Source organism: Microcoleus sp. T2B6 (assembly GCF_036700475.1).
Lineage (GTDB): Bacteria > Cyanobacteriota > Cyanobacteriia > Cyanobacteriales > Microcoleaceae > Microcoleus.
In genome coordinates this window covers 42,757-58,641 of record NZ_JAUBOZ010000014.1, presented here as the reverse complement: position 1 = coordinate 58,641, position 15,885 = coordinate 42,757, and the positions used below count along the sequence as shown (strand labels likewise).

At 45.6% G+C, this 15,885-nt stretch carries 14 protein-coding genes; all 14 read right to left on the bottom strand.

Features of this window, described 5'->3' with window-relative positions:
* Positions 1-165 precede the first annotated feature (165 nt).
* Positions 166-351: a hypothetical protein gene (locus QUA00_RS08995; protein WP_333409395.1), complete on the bottom strand. Its 186-nt coding sequence runs from the start codon at positions 349-351 to the stop codon at positions 166-168.
* A gap of 61 nt (positions 352-412) precedes the next feature.
* On the bottom strand, positions 413-1,702 hold the full coding sequence (locus tag QUA00_RS08990; RefSeq protein WP_333409394.1) for an HhoA/HhoB/HtrA family serine endopeptidase: 1,290 nt from the start codon (positions 1,700-1,702) through the stop codon (positions 413-415).
* 91 nt (positions 1,703-1,793) lie between these two features.
* Positions 1,794-1,979 (bottom strand): hypothetical protein, encoded by a 186-nt coding sequence (locus QUA00_RS08985; protein ID WP_333409393.1) that lies wholly within the window; start codon positions 1,977-1,979, stop codon positions 1,794-1,796.
* A 764-nt stretch (positions 1,980-2,743) separates the two neighbouring features.
* Complete coding sequence (locus QUA00_RS08980; RefSeq protein WP_333409392.1) at positions 2,744-3,826, bottom strand: AI-2E family transporter; 1,083 nt, start codon at positions 3,824-3,826, stop codon at positions 2,744-2,746.
* A 257-nt stretch (positions 3,827-4,083) separates the two neighbouring features.
* Positions 4,084-5,154, bottom strand: coding sequence for a D-alanine--D-alanine ligase family protein (locus QUA00_RS08975; RefSeq protein WP_333409391.1), 1,071 nt, complete (start codon positions 5,152-5,154; stop codon positions 4,084-4,086).
* 197 nt (positions 5,155-5,351) lie between these two features.
* The gene (gene miaB, locus QUA00_RS08970; RefSeq protein ID WP_333409390.1) at positions 5,352-6,692 is read right to left on the bottom strand and encodes a tRNA (N6-isopentenyl adenosine(37)-C2)-methylthiotransferase MiaB; all 1,341 of its coding nucleotides are present in this window, start codon (positions 6,690-6,692) and stop codon (positions 5,352-5,354) included.
* Positions 6,693-6,937: 245 nt separating this feature from the next.
* On the bottom strand, positions 6,938-8,104 hold the full coding sequence (locus QUA00_RS08965; protein ID WP_333409389.1) for a DNA cytosine methyltransferase: 1,167 nt from the start codon (positions 8,102-8,104) through the stop codon (positions 6,938-6,940).
* 57 nt (positions 8,105-8,161) lie between these two features.
* Positions 8,162-9,850: an ankyrin repeat domain-containing protein gene (locus QUA00_RS08960; protein WP_333409388.1), complete on the bottom strand. Its 1,689-nt coding sequence runs from the start codon at positions 9,848-9,850 to the stop codon at positions 8,162-8,164.
* 321 nt (positions 9,851-10,171) lie between these two features.
* Positions 10,172-10,600 carry a hypothetical protein gene (locus QUA00_RS08955; protein WP_333143310.1) on the bottom strand — a complete coding sequence of 143 codons (429 nt, stop codon included), beginning with the start codon at positions 10,598-10,600 and terminating at the stop codon, positions 10,172-10,174.
* A gap of 59 nt (positions 10,601-10,659) precedes the next feature.
* Entirely contained in the window at positions 10,660-12,663 is a 2,004-nt protein-coding gene (locus tag QUA00_RS08950; RefSeq protein ID WP_333409387.1) for an FHA domain-containing protein, read from the bottom strand.
* A gap of 2 nt (positions 12,664-12,665) precedes the next feature.
* A complete protein-coding gene (locus QUA00_RS08945; protein WP_333409386.1) occupies positions 12,666-12,806 on the bottom strand; it encodes a hypothetical protein in 141 nt (46 codons plus the stop codon).
* Between the two features lie 102 nt (positions 12,807-12,908).
* Positions 12,909-13,439: an FHA domain-containing protein gene (locus QUA00_RS08940; protein WP_333409385.1), complete on the bottom strand. Its 531-nt coding sequence runs from the start codon at positions 13,437-13,439 to the stop codon at positions 12,909-12,911.
* A gap of 621 nt (positions 13,440-14,060) precedes the next feature.
* Entirely contained in the window at positions 14,061-14,291 is a 231-nt protein-coding gene (locus QUA00_RS08935; RefSeq protein ID WP_006631632.1) for a KGG domain-containing protein, read from the bottom strand.
* Positions 14,292-14,765: 474 nt separating this feature from the next.
* The gene (nfi, locus tag QUA00_RS08930; RefSeq protein WP_333409384.1) at positions 14,766-15,419 is read right to left on the bottom strand and encodes a deoxyribonuclease V; all 654 of its coding nucleotides are present in this window, start codon (positions 15,417-15,419) and stop codon (positions 14,766-14,768) included.
* Between the last annotated feature and the right edge of the window lie 466 nt (positions 15,420-15,885).

Genomic DNA, 15,885 nt, shown 5'->3' with positions numbered 1-15,885 from the left:
TGAGAATGGTGCAAGATCAGAGTTAAAACTCACATCTTACACCAATCTCAAGAACGGGCAAGATGCCCGTTCCACAAGAGATAAATTTTCTTGTGGAACAGGCATCTTGCCTGTTCCTAAAAGGCTAATTGAGAATGGTGCAAGATCAGAGTTAAAACTCACATCTTACACCAATCTCAAGAACGGGCAAGATGCCCGTTCCACAAAAGATAAATTTTCTTGTGGAACAGGCATCTTGCCTGTTCCTAAAACGATTATTGACAGCCGATTAAAACTCACATCTTGCACCACTCTCAAAAACGGGCAAGATGCCCGTTCCACAAAGAGTAGATTTTCTTGTGGAACAGGCATCTTGCCTGTTCATAAAATGCTAATTGAGAATGGTGCAATATCTAAGTTTCAATCAACAATTCTACCGCTCCTGATCCGCTGGAAAAGCACCCGCTTTCACCGCCACAGTAACAGGTTGTCCGCCGCGGCTCAATTCAAGCTGCAGATCGCTGCCCACTGTACTTTTCTCGACAATTTGCTGTACGCTGCCAGCATCAGTTACTTCTTTACCGTTGATTTTCTTAATCACATCGGCAAGGCGAACTCCAGCTTGTGCCGCCGGAGAATTTTTCGCAACTCCCAAAACTAACACACCTTTATCTTCAGTCAGCCTCAATTTGGTGTTGGGATTTTTATTGAATTCTGCCTTGACTTCGGGAGTAATGCTCAACATCCGAACGCCGAGATAAGGATGTTCGGCTTTTCCTACTGTTACTAATTGGTCGGCAATTTGTTGTGCTCGATCGATCGGAATAGCAAAACCCAATCCTTGAGCGCCTTGAATAATCGCCGTATTCATGCCGATAACTTGACCGCGCTGGTTCAGTAGCGGGCCGCCAGAATTGCCAGGATTGATCGCAGCATCGGTTTGAATAAAGCTGACGCGCTTGTCGGGAACACCGACATCGGCGCTAGAACGGCCTGTAGCGCTAATAATGCCCACAGTCACAGTATTGTCCAAACCGAGGGGATTGCCGATCGCGATCGCCCATTCTCCCGGCTGTAATTCTTCAGATTTGCCCAAACTCACCACAGGCAAATTGTTAGCTTCTATTTTTACAACAGCCACATCAGTAACTGTATCTACCCCTAAAACTTTACCGACAAATTCGCGGCCATCCTTCAGTTTTACCGTCACCGTATCCGCCCCGTTAACGACGTGAGCGTTAGTCAAAATGCGACCATCAGAACCAAAAATAAAGCCCGAACCGGAACCCCTTTCTACCCGATTTCCCGGTTGAATGGGAGATTCTGAACCGAAGAAGCGGCGGAATTGCTCGGGTATCTCATCTGGAACTTGGTTCGTCACCGTGCGAGACGAATTTATCCGCACCACTGCCGGGCCGACTTCCTGCACAACTTTAGTAACAAAATTAGAGTCTTGAGAGGGCAGTATATTCGCAGGCAGTGCTGAGATTGGCGCTGGAGTTGAAGGTGCAGCTTGAATGGCGTTAGAACTTCCAGGAACTTGAGAAGTTAGGGCGTTGCACCCAACTGTTGCGGTGGAGCCGAGCAAAATGAGGGATAAAAAAGCAAGTTTTTTCGGCAAATAGAAACGGCGAGAACGCACAGTTGTAGCAGGCATATTTTTGGTTGACATAGTATTGAGTTGGTGGGAGTTAGAGGGAGAGTTATAATTATGGTTTTGCATTTTTAGCACCTACTGTAATTAAATTAGAACTAAAGGTTCTTTAATTTTTATTCAAGCATTGATGATATCTGCTTGACTGGTGGGGTTTACCCTACAAGCTGGGGTATAAACCGGACAGTCGCAGGCAAATTGTTTGTGGATTCGAGCTTTTGAGTGCGATCGAACTGGGTCTGCACTGGCGAATTGCTGTCTGAGTGCGATAATACAAACTACGGTAGCCAGCTCGCATATTCCGCATTTCCCGCGAACTTTTCACAGGATTGATATCCGAAGTCATTCGATTTTAGATTTTAGATTTGAGATTTTGGATTGACTTGCGCGAGATAAATTCGGGGGCTTGAGGATGTTAGATTTTAGATTTTGGATTGATTCCACGGATAAATCACGTGGCGGGTACCACCTTTGAAATTCTTGGTCAAAAATAATCCTGGACTCAACAAAACCAGGATTCTAGGCAAAATCTTCGTTGTGAGCGATCGACGTTAACGTAGAAACGGGATTTTTGACCGCGCCTGCATCCAGGAAGGATAGCAGCTAAAGCACCGGAAAGCCTCACCCTAAAGCAGGAAGTAAAAAACCTGTAATATCGTTTCCGGTTGTATCGGAATGATTTAACCGCAGAGGGCGCAGAGAACGCAGAGGGAGAGAATACAGAGAGGAATAATTCCGATGCTACCGGATTTGATATAAAGCCTCAAGCTAAAGTACCAACTAAACCTACAGCATATTCGGTGGTTCATGAAGTACAGTATCCGCCTTAATTGTTGGTACATTGTTATGTAGGGTGCGTCGCTGCTCATGTTTAATGAAACTTGCACATTGACTGGTGGCGACGCACCGATGCTTACGACAAGATTGTGTGTACCGCATATACATGGAATATGCTGTAAGTCAATCGATTGCGCGATTTTAGATTTTAGATTTTAGATTTTAGATTGACTTGCGCGAGATAAATTCGGGGGCTTGTATCCTGGATGCTCTCGGTCACAATAGCCTGCAAAAACTCTTTTCAAATCTAAAATTTGAACCTATGGAGGAATTTTATTGCTCCATAGGTTCAATGGAACTAACCGAATCGATTTCCCTCGACTTGTTCCTCGAACTTTCCAAAATATCAACAGTATTCTTAATAAAACCAGCCATCGGCACAGCAACTAACAAACCTGCTATTCCTGCCACCTTAACCCCCACCAGCAGCGCCACTAAAATCCACACAGGATTGAGACCGATAAAACCGCCTAATAACCGAGGAGCAACCCCACTTTCAATTATTTGCTCAATTACTGTAGCGACAGCTAAAACTGTGACGCCGAGCCAAAAGTTGCTTAATGTGATCAGCAAACTGACAATGCAAATACTGAAAGGTGCCCCGAAGGGAATCATAGTCATTACACCCACACCCAAACCGAACAGAAGTCCGAAGGGAACTCGCATAATTAAAAAAGCAACAGTGATAGACAATCCCATCAAACCCGCCAAAGTTGCTTGCCCGACGAAGTAGTTGTGGAAGCTGCGCGCCAGCAACTCTCGCAATTGAAGGCTATGCTTGGAAGGAAACCATTTAAACAATCCTTCCCATACGCGATCGCCGTGCAAGAGCAAGTAGAATGTCACGACTATTGTGAGGAGGAAATTCAACAGACTGTCTGCAGCACCCAAGCCAAATTTGAGAATTTCGCCAGTGAGAGACTGCAATTGAGATGAAAGTCGATCGCTCAATTGGGTAGTCAAACCGCTAACATCAATGCGGAGATTGCGATTTTCGGCCCAATTGTGGAATGCTTCAATCTGTTCTGTGCCAGAAACTATCCAAGTCGGCAGTCGGGTGGCGAGTTCAGTGATTTGGTTTAGCAGAATCGGGGCCAGAGTTAGACCTAAAACCACCAATAGCAGTAAAGTCAAAAACAATACCGATAAAACTGCTCGATCGCGCTTCAAGCCATATCTGTGCAGAAAGCGCACTGGATAATCTAGCAAAAAAGACAGCACTGTAGCCACTACCAAAACTGTAATCAGGGCGCGAAAATATTCAAAGACTAGGAGGGCTAACCAGCAGTTGAGTACCGCTAGGGGAAATACCAGTCCGTAAGTCCACCACTGCTGCAGTTGAGTGAAACGTCTCATCTAAGTTAACCGAGTTAAAATTTGAGATGCAAGATGTGAGATTGGCGCTGCTATTTGCCCTTCTCCGTTAACCATTTTATAGTGCATTTATTTATACCCGACTGCTGAAACTTCTCAGTTGCTCTGCCAGGGTAAATTGGGTTGCTGGCAGGCAGTGCCTGCCACAACTATGTTATATCGTTTCCGCTGGTATGGATATATTACCTGCGAAAATAATTTCTTTTCGGTTGGCACGGCAGCGGTTTGCAGCGCGCGATTCAACCTTTTTCCCCGTGCCGTTCGAGAGCTAATTGAATTAAACGGTGTACTAATTCAGGGAAAGAAATGCCGTCCGCTGCCCACATTTGCGGATACATACTGGTAGCTGTAAATCCGGGAAAAGTGTTGATTTCGTTAATCAAAACTTCTCCCGTTGATTCAATGTAGAAAAAGTCTACTCGCGCTAAACCTGCCGCGTCTACAGCCAAAAATGCTTGCACTGCCATTTCTTGGATTTGCGAGACGATCGCACCGCTGACTTTTGCCGGGATTGAGCAGTCGGCTTGTCCCTGGGTATATTTAGTTTCGTAGTCGTAGAAATCGCTTTGAAAAGTAATTTCTCCCACCGTTGAAGCTTGGGGATTATCGTTACCTAAAACTGCACATTCTAATTCTCTAGCCACCACACCCGCTTCGACAATTATCCGCCTGTCGTAGCTAGCGGCGCTGTCGAGAGCAGATTCTAACTCAGCGCGCGATCGAGCTTTAGAAATTCCCACAGACGAGCCCAAATTCGCCGGTTTGACAAAGCAAGGATAGCTCAAATCTGCTTCAATTTTATCGCAGAGTTTGGGGAAAACGCAAGGATTAGACCAGATTTCCGAACGGTTGACAGCGATGTATTTTACCTGCGGCAAACCAGCCTGAGCAAAAGCCATTTTCATGGCAATTTTATCCATTCCCAGCGCCGAACCTAAAACCCCGGAACCGACAAAAGGAACTTGCATTAATTTCAGCAACCCTTGCACCGTACCATCTTCACCGTTTGGCCCGTGCAAAACAGGGAACCAAACATCTACAGCATTAAAATTAGGAAACTGTCCAGCGGGAGAGTCGTCTTCTCCTGTTTGTTCCTCTATTTCCAGAGGTTTTCCGGTGGCTAAGACTTGTTGAGGTAATGTTCCCGACAGCCAGCGGCCGTTTTTTTGGATATAAAAGGGCAGAACTTCGTATTTAGACGCATTTTCCTCCGCAGCCAAGGCGCCGGCGATCGCCCGCGCCGAACTAATTGAGACTTCGTGTTCGCCCGATCGCCCCCCGAACAATAGCCCGATCCGCATCATTGTCATTTTTCACTACTCCTAGGACTTTTCGACAAATATACACGCAGAGAGCGCAACTAAGGCACATACGAACCGCTTTAAGACTACTTATCTCCTCCCTTCCACTCTTCCTCTGTGTCCTCTGCGCCCTCTGCGGTAAAAAAAATTACATCTTCTTAGAAAAGTTCACCAGTAAGCCGTCCCCTATCTCATTCCGGTGCTATTTAAAGCATTTCCCCCGTCAAACTAAAAGCGCGAATATCTGTAATTTTAACCCGCACAATTTTACCCGCCAATTCAGCAATATCGCCCTTAAAAAATGTGAGACGATTGCCGCGAGTGCGCCCCATCACCTGAGTTGAATCTTTAAGATTCTGGACTTCCACCAAAACCTCTTCAGTGCGTCCGAAATAGCGCTGCGATCGTTCCATCGCCGTTGTTGTCACCACATGATTGATTCGTTGCAGGCGATCGGCTTTCACATCCTCACTCAACTGATTTTCCCACAAAGCCGCCGGCGTCCCAGGGCGAGGCGAATAAGCCGCAGTATTCACCAAATCGAAACCAACCTCTTCGATCAACTTCAAAGTCTTCTCAAACTGCGCTTCTGTCTCCCCAGGAAATCCCACAATCGCATCCGCAGTAATCGAAGCATCCGGCATATAACGGCGAATTGTATCAATGATCCGGCGGTATTTTTCCTGAGTATAACCGCGCGACATCGCCTTCAAAATATCATTATCTCCCGACTGAAAAGGAATGTGAAAATGTTCGCAAACCTGCGGCAATTCAGCACAAGCCTTAATCAATCTTTCCGTAAAATAGCGCGGGTGGCTAGTAGCAAATCTGAGGCGATCGACACCAGGCACATCCTGCAAGAAATAAAGCAAATCCGTCAAAGTATGCTGGTTGCGGCCGTCCGGTTTTGTCCCCGGCAAATCGCGCCCGTAAGCATCAATATTTTGCCCCAACAAAGTTACTTCCTTGTAACCTTGACGGCCCAAATCCTCCATTTCCGCGCGAATAGCCTCCGGCATTCGCGACTGTTCAACCCCGCGAACATTCGGGACAACACAATAAGTGCAGCGTTCATTGCAGCCGTAAATTACATTCACCCAAGCAGTCACCTTACTATCGCGGCGCGGCTTAGTAATATCCTCCATAATTTCAACAGCTTCAGTCGCCACAACTTGATTGCCCTCAAAAACTTGTTCCAGCAAATCTTCAAGTCGGTTAGCGTGTTGCGGTCCCATTACTAAGTCTAATTCCGGCACTCTCCGCAGCAGCGCTTCACCTTCCTGCTGCGCCACGCATCCAGCTACAATTAAAGTTAAACCGGGTTCTTGGCGCTTGCGATGAGCTTGCCTTCCCAGGTTAGAATAAACTCTTTGTTCGGCATTGTCGCGAATCGTGCAAGTATTGTAGAGAATCAAGCTAGCTTCGTTCGGGTCTTCCGAGAACTCAAAGCCCATATTTTCCAGAATGCCGGCCATCCGTTCCGAGTCGGCTTTATTCATCTGGCATCCGAAAGTAGTGATGTGATAGCGGCGGGGTTTAACGGTCATGGCGAATTGCAGGCAAATAAAAAATATAGGTTTTCAACCTTAACCAACTATTATATAACAAGTCCCAACCATTTGTGAATTTTTATTTTTATTAGTTCATTTAAACAACCGCGTTCACCAATCTCTAGCGTGTGTGAGGCGCGACGATTAACTGTTACGGGGGGCTAGAAACCCGGTTTCTACGAGTTTTGGGATTAGTCACGACAAATCTAGCAAGAAACCGGGTTTCTGAGATACTTTTGCGCTTATTTATCTATTTGCTTTCTATATAAAAACTGTAAAATTGTTTTGGCAATACCTTGTGCAGCCAAATAAGGAACCCCATTGCCAACAGTTTTAAACATATTAGTCAACGTCATCTTTTCCGGCAGTGCAAAATCTTTTGGCAGTGACTGAATAGCCAGTGTTTCTGCAACAGAAAGCCGACGAAGTTTGTAAGGGTGCAAATGAACTTCGTTATTGCCGTAACAAGCTGTTGGCGAATAACGCCATCGGTGCAATCGCTTGAAAGATTTTTTTGAATCATCTCCTTCATCAACGGAAGCAAACCGCTTAATGCCTGCTTTGGGTTGGAAATAGTGTTTGGCATTAGGATGGTTGAGAACGTCATTTTTTTGGAACCAAAATTCTACCGTTAAATCTTGGGGAATGCCATCAGGACAAGGCACGAAACCATCATCTGCAAAGGCCGTTCTCTCTGGCCAAGGGTGAGAAAAAATTTCTGATTTGGGATATAATACCTGACTTTGCCAAGGAAATAAACTTTCGGCTAACATTGGGCTTTTTTCCTCTAGGGAAATGCCCATATTTTTGACAAGGTTTTTTCTAAGCCCAATCAAAATAATTCTATCCCTATCTTGCGGAACCCCGTATTCTATCGCATTAATTAAACGTTCGGCAAAAACGTATCCCGAATCAGCCAACTGATGTTTTAGTTGGTCGTAAAAAGATTTATGTTTTTTGGTTCTCCACAAACCTTTGACATTTTCAAATAAAAAGAAATCTGGCTGCTGCTGACAAATCAATTCAATGTATGAAGCTGAAAGTTGACCTTTATCTCCTTCCCCACCCCGGTTTTTACCACCAATAGAAAAGTCAGGACAAGGCGGCCCCGCGATAAATCCCACAATATCGTGATGCTTGCGGGCATCCTGCATCAATTCCCGCAGGCGAAAAGCTGGTTCTCCCCCTACAAGTCGAGTTACATCTGCTTCCTCTCCTTCGCAATATCCGTATTCTGGTAGCGGCAAATTCATGCACTGCCGAGAATAGCGGTATGCTTGCATGAAAGGTGGGAAAAGTTCATTGACATACGCTACATTAAAGCCGATCGACTCAAAGCCCAAATCGAGCAAGCCAGAACCCGAAAAAAATGAGAAAATACAGGGGATGGGGAATTGGGAATTTGGCATGGGGAATTGGGAATTGGGAATTGGGAAACAGAAAAGATTAACTTAATGGAACTCATTTTATTCATGCGTATTCGCTTGACTCCAAATTAAAGTTGTTAAATCCAAAATATAATCGATTGAGTTATCAACGTATTTTTCGGCAACTTTTCCACCAGTAATTAATATTTTTGATGGCTCTTTGTAATGCGCCTTGTGACAACAAATCAACTGAGGCTTATCTCCTGTAGTTGTCAGCTTTTCTATTTTGAACGTGTCGAGGTGAAGTCGATAAACTGGCGTTTCATTATAGTTTCTGTCCTTAAGATAGCCTAAATTGCCAATAATGTAGATATACTCTCCAACTAAGGTTGCAGAATGAAAATCAGTGGGAGGGAAAACCTCTTTGGGATAGCCTAAAATCTTAAAATTGCCATGTCCGTCGTAAACAACCACATCGTTATAGATACAAAAGTCTGGATCGTAGTAATCTTCGTGTTCGCCAGCAATTTCAATGATTCTTCCATCTGGCAATTCTGTAATTGTTCTCCCAAATCTTTGATAGCACCATACAGCAGGTCTATCGTAGTTATCCCCGCTAAACATTGAGTCCGCATCCCAAGCCCCACTACCACTCAGAATCATTGCCTTCCAAAAGTCCACTTCCATTACTTCTGGATTAGTTTTCCCAAATCGACGCTCTCTGCCAGACAAATACTGTTCTAGCGTTACTTCGAGATCGTAATTACCCACTCCAGTGAGATATGACCTCATATCATCGCTAATATCGCTTAAATCTTCGCCCACATCAACAAGCATTCGGACAATTTGTAGATTACTTGCCAATTTAATAGCATTATCAGAGCAATGATTTATTCGACTAGGATTTGCTCCATTCTCTAAGAGAATACGCACGCAATCAGTCGCGCCACATTCTGCCGCTAAAATTAAAGGAGTGCTATTAAAATCATCAGTAGCTTCGATATCAAATCCCTGCTCAATCAACCATTCTAAGACTTCGGTTTTATCGTTTTCGATGGGATACATCAATGGAGTCTGGCCACAGTGTCCACGATCGCTGCGATCTGCTCCTGCTGACAATAATAATTTGGCTGTTTCAAGCTTACCGACTTCCAAACTCAACAGCCAAGGAGTTCGACTCCAGCAGTCGCGCGCAGAAAGATCGGGATTTTGAGCGAGTAATACCTTTACATTTTCGACATCCTCACAGGCGATCGCTTGCATTAGTCCCGCCCATTGGTCACTAGCATCCGCACCTGCCTCTAGCAATAATTTGACAGCATCATAACGTCCCCTTTGTGCGGCGAAACTCACGGCGGACTTGCTGTAGATACTGACATTGCTAAGTTCTGCACCTCTTTCGATCAGCAAACTTAAAATTGATAAGAATTCTCGATCTGTTGAGATAGCGCATCCATTTATGGCATCGATTAAAACATGATAGCCATTTGGTCTCTGATAGTTTATGTTGGCTCCAGCATCCAAAATCAGTCGAACTTTATCGAGACTCCCTGACTGCACGGCTAAGCTGAGTACATTATTTTCATGCTCTCCACAAATCACTTCAATATCAGCTCCGTTGTCTAAAAGAAACTTAACCATATCGCTCGTTGCCTTTGAGCTAGATATCGCGCACATCAATGGTGTGTTTGAGTAAAAGTTATCTGTACTATCAATATCGACTCCACTAGCAATTTGGTGGGCTACACCTGGAATATTTCCTTGTTCGGCATCAATATGAATTTGCATTGCTTTGAGTTAAATTTACTAATCAAATATTCCTAAGATTTGTACCGCATTTTGGAATAGTGTTAAGGTTCCATTGCATTAGTTTCTCCAGCGAGGGGTGAATTCTCCATTATACACCCATCAGCTAATGCTGCTTTTGATTAGCATCGGTGCGGGTGTTGTGGTGTGGTTTCTGGTTTTTTCGATCGCCAAGTTCAAGAGCGTGTTGGCTAAATTCAAGAGAGGAAGATAATCAGGAAAGCCCAAGGGATAGTTTTGGCAAGGTGCTTGATGTGGATTATAAGATAGATTTGCCCGATCGCTCCCTGAACCAAACTATTGTTAGAACCATTGGCCGCCTCGGAAACGCCAGTAGGGAAACAAAATCCGCATTACTGTTTGCGATGCCAGATAAATAGCCAGCCATACAAAACTATAATGTAGAGCAAAAGCTCCTAAATCAAAGTCTAGCAGCGGTATCCCCGGTAAACCGATAGTTTTGATTAATAGCAAGACAAAAAGTGCTTCCCAAATCCCAGCGAGCAATTGAAATGCGCCGGGCCAATCTCGATCCCAGCGGTACTGCTGGATCGAGATATATAAGGCATCCCAGCCGATGCCAAAAATCGCTAGATACCCTAAAATCCCGAAAAATATCGAGCCTGATTTACCAGCGATTAAACCTAGAAAAAATGGCAGTGTTACTAAAACGCCGACTGTTGCAAATAATAAAATTCGAGTTTGCCATCGACCAAATAAGGTGGGAGTCATTCGATTTTAGATTTTAGATTTTGGATTTTAGATTGAATGCGAAAGGGTTTTGTTTTTAATCAATCTGGAGATTTATTGAAAATCCACTTAAACCACTGCACGAACGATCGCCAAACGCTCAATTTCCGCACACCAGCAACTCGGTTGGCGGCCAGACTTTCAACCGATCGCAAGGCGGCGTATTGCAAGCCCAAAAAACTATCTACCGGCGCGTAAGGCCCCCCCAAAGTAATCGCGCCGGCTGCATATACCCGGCCTTCTGTGTTGCTAGCAGAAGAATTCCGCAATTCGGGCACTTCAAAATCGTTGTTAACACTCAGCCGGCCCAAACCGTTGAGGGGAAGATTGTATTGAACTACCAAATCGTTTAACAGAGGACTGGTTTTTACCTTAGCGTCCAAACCCGTAGCATCAATAATAAAATCAGCCTCTAACTTAATTTGTCCCTTGAGTTCCTTCTCCTTAATGTACGTCACCGTGCGGTTTTGACTGTCGCGCTCGACTCGCTCGACTTCCCCGAAGGTAATTTGATACCATCCTTGACTTAAACCTTCTTTGACAATCCGCCGCCAGTCGCTGCGCTGGGCGGTGGTAGTGCCGCCCCAGTCTGTGAGCAACTGCGGCCGCAATTCCGGGGCGGCTTTTTCCAAAAGTACGCGGAGTTCCCCGCCCCAGCAAGCTTTCGGCCAGTTGAAAGGTTGAAATTCGTAGTGATTTTCGACTCTTCGCTCAGCGAGTTTAAATTTGTTACCTTGAGGTTTGGGCGATCGCATCAAATGCAATACTTGAATATTGCCGTTCCGCTGTCGCGCTTCGTAAATTCGCTGCACCACGCGGGAAGCCACTATTCCCCGGCCTCTAATTAACACGCTGCCACCGCTGGCCTCCAATTTTTCGTAAACGCCGTCGTGGCTTTCGTAAGCGTTGACAACCGACTCAAAATCCTGGGTTTTTTCGCGGTAAGCTTGCAAGTCTGGCAGAAATTGAATGGCGGGATAGCCGGTGGCTAAGTGTACGTATTTGGCGATTAAAAAAGCGTGATCGCGGTGCTCGGCATTCGATCGAGAATAAGCGATCGCGTACCTGCCGTCATCTGTTTTGCGAATTCCCCGCACTCTACCGTAGCGAAACATCTGATTCCACCCAATTCGATCGACTTCCCTGTCAATAGAATCAAACACATTCCCCGCGCGAGGCGTATAAGTTTCGGCAAAAGTCGGTTCAGCAAACACCTGCCACATCAACTTCAGTGATACTCCCAAACGCCCTTTGAGCAATTCCCGCCAAGCTTCCCGCAAAGCATAGGGAGGCCAGCCCCAAATGTTGTCTGGACAAGAGTCAGAATTCGATCGTAGGCGTTCTTGCAGCGGAATTTGAGAATTCAGGCAGAGACGCAAGTAGCGGGCGTAAGGCTGGTTTTCCATGCCCAAAACCGCAATTCGATCGATTTTCACGCCGCAAATTCTCAGCAAATCCACCCAAATAAAGCTGCCCAAACCGCCGCCAACGGCAGCCCAATCAACTTCTGTCACAGGCAGTCCCATAGATTGGAGCGATCGCATTGACACTTGAGAAGCTTGCAAAAATGCGATCGGCGGAAATTCTCCCCTACTACCTGTTTGAGGAACCTGCAACATTATTGGCTGGCCCAACGCGGGATCTGGCCCATTGGTCTGCGGGTTAAAGAAAATGTGAGAATTGACCGACGGCGTTTCAGGGAAATTAACAGCAAAAGAAATGCCGATCGCGTAGGGCCCAACTTGCAGCATATCCCCGTTTGCCAGCACGCACCGGGTTTGGCGAATGCCGTTAACAAAAGTACCGTTACGGCTACCCGTGTCAGTAAGTAAAATACTGTTACCTTCGGTGCCAATCACTGCGTGAAAGCGAGAAACTTGACTGCTGCTGAGGGCAATTCGAGAAACTCGTTTCCCGTTGATAGTGGCGGGCATAGCTTCAAAAATTCGTCCCAAAGCGATGGGTAAGTCGAGTATGGGGGATCGACAATCCCCCGTAGCTGTATCTGTCCAAGTCAGTCGCAGGCGCAAGGGTTGAGAATTCATGATTATTTTTTAAACATCAGCCGTCGGCTTTGAGCTTTCTGCAAAAAAAGATTTTTGAAGTTGAGAGTGTTTAGCGAATACCCTGATTTTCCGTTTTTCTTAAATCTTGCACCATTGTCAATTAGCCTTTTATGAACAGGCAAGATGCCTGTTCCACAAGAAAATTCACTCTTTGTGGAACAGGCATCTTGCCTGTTCCTAAACAAGTAATTGAGAATGGTGCAACATCTCAGTTTTTCCAACTTTCACGGAGACAGCATCACACTCGCCGCCGCCGCCAAAGAAGTACCGCACCACGGACACCCCGCATTCAACTGTTCGTAAGGCGAAATTCGGCTGCATTTGGGGCACTGCAAACCATATTTTGAAGGCCCCGTCGGTTGAAAGTTACCAGGTGCGGGAGGCCCAGACAGCAAAACAGTCTGGGGCGCGGCTACCTGCACCTGTGTCACATTCACCACCTCAATTTGCACTTGGCCTAAATGGATGTGGCTTCCCGAGTTCAATTTTGCTTCGCCTCGGGCGAGAATTTGTCCATCTACCAGCGGCGGATTGCTTTCGCGCAAATTCCGCACTGCATACTCCTGCAATTCCTGATTAAAAAATATTTCAACGTGCAGCCCCGATACGCTGGGATGCGAAAATACTATATCGCACTTCGCCGGATCGCGCCCTAGCCTCACGGTTCCCGGATTTTTGCTCGGCTGTCCGTTTTCAATTGTCAGAGTTTGACGAACCCCAGCTTCTGTCCATGCTAAAGTGAGCTGGTTTGTCATGATTGTATAGTGTGCTGCTCAAAAAGATAAAAAAATATTAACTGATTTATTTTGAGGACGGAGTTCCTCACCAAAAAACTTAATTATAATTATTGACCAAGAATTTCAAAGGTGGTACCCGCCACGTGATTTATCCGTGGAGTCAATCCAAAATCTAAAATCTAAAATCCTCAAGCCCCCGAATTAATCTCGCGCAAGTCAATCCAAAATCTAAAATCTAAAATCTAAAATCGAATGACGCCGACTCGATCGCACTTCTAAAAATATTATGTGCAGCTATACAAAAAAGCCCTCACTTCGGGGCTTTTAGTGCTCGTATTGGCTTTTTTTGACAGACTGAATCGCGCTTGCCAGCTTTTGTTTCCCGCAAAATTATTAACCCCAGTGCAGCTTGGTTAAAAAATTGCTGTTCAAGATTTGCCAGCGATTGCTAAAAACTCATTCCTGGGGGGTTTTCACATTTGCGAGGCTGTGGTGCGCTAGTCACCAATTTTGGAGGTTGGACGATCGAACTACCTTGGTAACTTCGATCGCCCAACCTCCTCAAACGTTTACTGTCCTCGTGCTATCTCTCGCGCTGCAACTGTGCAATCTTTCATTACAGGGCCAGCCTTCAGAGACTTAAGCTTCGCTCTTGCGGCTTTTCCGACCGCCTTCGCGACCAATTTGAGCCATGTGTTCGCGATTTCTGCTGACAGCTTCGCCGCCTTTTTGACCAGCTTGTCTGGCTTCTTCAGGGGTGAATTCGTGTGCAGTTCCTTTCTCGTGTGCAGCTTTTCCGCCTTTGCTAGCAATTGCGCGCTGTTTTTCTGCATCCATAGAAGCGAATCCGCGTTTGCTTTTCTCAGCCATGACTGTCTCCTTGTTTGTTTCTGATTTTTTAGCTCGATCGCGCCTTCGCCTCCCACTGTCATGGTTACTCCCAGTCAGTGGTGAGATATCCGACGGTAAATTATGAAACCTCATCTGACGAATCTAAGCTTTTGGTTTAACTCGCAGGATGAATCTTTCATAATTTACAAATGTGAACTAAAAATAGTTCACGCCCGGGCACTATAGTTAGAGCCGCCAATGTTTTAAGCTGGTTACTGTCTTTCAATCATTCTATAAACCCCCCCAACTTTTATACCTCTTTCTCAGGTATAGTCATTCTTTAGTTCGCTGGAAGGATGCTTTAGTTCGCAGGAAGGATGGAACCGAAAGCTGATTGGCAGTAGACTCAGAGGATTTTTCGACTCGGGCGGCGCCACCTCAAAAATTAAAAGTCCAAAGACGGATGCTTTTGTGGTCTTTTTACTTTTTTTTTTGGCATTCCGCGCTTGCCAGTTATCCCGATGTTAGTTGGTCTGCCGATCGAGTTGTTTCTGGTAAGCGATATTTTGGGGCGCAGCGCAGGACGTACTCGATCGCACTGATCAAGTTTACCTTATGACCTATCGACACATACATCGGCTTTATCCCTGTTTGCGTCCTCAGCGCTGCTCCTACCGTTGATCCCTCCAGCAGCAAGGGTTGCCAACTGCCCCGATCGAGTCCGACTTCTGAATGTTCTCCAATAAATCGATTTTTGGCAACTCCGATCGTGGGAATCCCTGTCAAAACCCCCAAATGGCAAGCAAGACCGAACCTGCGGGGATGGGCTAGTCCTTGACCGTCGCACAATATCAAGTCTGGTCTCAAACTGATATTTTCTAAAGCTTCGAGAACTGCCGGCACTTCTCGAAAAGACAGGAAACCCGGAATATAAGGAAAAGTTGTAGGACTGCGAACTACAGCTTGCTGCTGCAACTGCAAGTCGGGAAAACTCAGAACTGTTACAGCGGCCCGCGATACATCGTTTGCACTGTCGTAGCCGACATCTACGCCTGCGACGTACCGAACTGTGTCCAGTTGATTTGCGGTAATTACCTCTGACCGAAGCTGTTCTTGAATGGCGATCGCCTCTTCAACTGTCTGCGGCCAAGGGTGTCGCTGCAACATCTTGATTTCTCTTCAACCGTTCTCATCTAAGCTTAACTTATTTTCGGGCTTTTTTAAACTCGGAGTTTTATCGTTTGTAGCCATAAATTCCCAACTTGCCCAAGGAGTCTTTTTTTCTACTCAGGAGGGTTGAGCAAGGCCGGCCGATGCCAATTCTACATATAAAGTCTGTACGTCGGAGAGTGAAATTCTATCTTTCGCTTGTGCTGGAACCAACCCCCAAAGGTTTTATCGGCACGCTTCTCCAATTTTTTACTCAAAATTTACAAAAAATACCTATTTGATGCTGTTTTTTTAGCTTTCTAGAAAGCTTTCTCTTTGCGATCGCCCTTTTATCCATTGTCCCAGAGCGATCGAGCTATCTACTTACTTCTGCATTATCTAAAAAACTCCCGTTTGTCAAGATGATTGAAACATTTATTCATCAATAATCTCACCCAGCTACAAGTGCCATTGTACATCCCCG